Source organism: Nitrosophilus sp., assembly GCF_982775275.1.
On record NZ_CEXZHP010000244.1, the window covers coordinates 1 to 2060 of the forward strand.

The window sequence follows — 2060 nt, forward strand, 5'->3', positions numbered from 1 at the left end:
GCAATTTATTAAATAAATAATTTAATAAAATATATTAAATATTATCAAAAAGAATCTATTTACTTTTATATCTATTTTAAATTTCCTAGCGCAATATAACTCAAACCACAAACCAATTTTCAAAGCAATTATTATTTTAGCTTAACGGTTTATTGTCATATATCTCTTTTAAATTATTAAGTAATTGGATTTGTGTTAGGCCCATATCGCTTGCATCCAAAAATTTTTCCGTCCCATCCTTCAAAAGCATTTTTAGCCCATATGAATGAACTTCAAAATTTTGGCCATCTCTTAAAATCAAAAACTGAAATATGACATCAGCTTTTTTAATGCCATTATTCTTCCATTCCTTTCCTAAAGGATATTTGTTCAAATCTAAGGTACCCGCGACCTGAACGACTCTTCTTCCATTCTCAGTCTTAAAGGCTTCCCACTTTACATCAGTAAAATATTTGTAATTTTCAAAAGCCTCACCAACAGTTAGACTTTTATCAAGTTCTAATATTCCGTTTTTTACTTTACCAATATCACCTGAATCAGAACAAGATACTATAAAGATTACACAAAAAAACATCGTAAAAACTTTTAACCATCTCATAATCAATACCTCCTTTTGAGTTGTTTTTGACATACTACATGACATGCCTGCCCATTTTTATTGTTTTGAAGGCACCGATAGGCCTGTGTCATATAGCATGTTTTGGCTAACTTATTTTATATAAAAAAACCTTTTTAGAACTTTTTTGATAAGCATCGCCATATTTTTTTTTACTGAGTCAAGTTAAAAATTTTACATTATAAAATTAATTAGATTCACTTAAAAAAATATAATTTAACTAATTAAGCCAAATCATGACACTTTTCTCCAGAAAGAACTCTTTGTTAGGTAAAACTTTTAATCTTTAAAGAGGATTTTTTTATGCTTGCCTGAGAATTGATCTCTTTTTTAAATTTAAGCTATATAATCCGATCGTATAGAAAGTTATATTGCTAATCATATAAAAAAAGATAATTTTATCAAATTGTTATCTAGACTTTCATGCTTACCAAATTTAAAAAATATCGCTTAAAACCGAGACAAACAAAGACAAATGTTGTTCCTTATTCTCTTAGAGGGACGACAAATTTTTCTACCTTCTCTGGATGATGCTTTAAAAATCTCTCCACTGCTGTTTTTGGATTAGTGTCTTTTAGCCAGGGGCGGTCAGTGTATTATTCGCCCGTCTCATCAAGCATTTTCAAGTATTCTTTTAAGAATTTACCTATAAAAATTATATTTATACTTCGATAATATTCAGTAATCATAAAAAAATGTTAAAAGATTTAATTTATAATTCATTTCACTGTCAAGGAAGTTGTGAAAAAAAAATATCCAAAATGCAACAGTTACCACAACATTTATGGGGTCAATATTGGCAAGCCATTCACTAATATGGCATTACACAAAAAAGATAGAGCTGGATGGTGCGGTGCACAGAGGTATAGTAGAGAAGGAAATATTTATTTTAGAGAAACTCTTTTGGGCTATTTCCAGGTATCAGGCAGGAAAGAGACCATACAGCATTGGCAAGGGTGCATCCGATAGCTGCACTTGCTATTTATGAAAGCTTATATTTTAACCGCAGATGCACGCAAATGGACGCATATAAGCGCGCCCGGTGACTTGCCGGTCGCACTGCTATCCCGGCTTGAAAGGCCGGAAAGGATATTTGAAGTTTGGCTCTTATCGTATCGGATACGTCCGTTCCCAGCCAGATTGTTTGCAGGCTTGGCTAAGCTAACCTGAGCCTTGAAGCTTGCCACGAAGCTTAAATCCTCGCAGTTAAGAGCTCAGCATAAAACCGGAATGATTCTGCCTATGGCGGGACTGAAAGAGCAGGGGCCAATTTTGCGTCAATGAGCTACAGCTGGGATTCACTATCTTGCTCTGGCCAGGTAACCTTCCTGAACCGTCTGGTGCGGGGTCAATATGCTAGGAGGTGGGGGCGGGCGGGAGGAAAACTCGTCCTCGTATGTTTACAACGTTCTTTTTAAAGAATATTAATATAACATTTTAGCCA

The 2060-nt window shown here is 34.1% G+C and carries 1 protein-coding gene; it reads right to left on the reverse strand.

Translation table 11 applies throughout. From position 1 onward, the window contains the following. Nucleotides 1–136: 136 nt before the first annotated feature. Nucleotides 137–598, reverse strand: coding sequence for a hypothetical protein (locus AC30RD_RS08810; RefSeq protein ID WP_489494138.1), 462 nt, complete (start codon nt 596–598; stop codon nt 137–139). Nucleotides 599–2060: the final 1462 nt, after the last annotated feature.

Coding starts and splice junctions, on each gene's coding strand:
- AC30RD_RS08810 (WP_489494138.1), bottom strand. CDS start 598: ATGAGATGGTTAAAAGTTTTTACGATGTTTTTTTGTGTAATCTTTATA.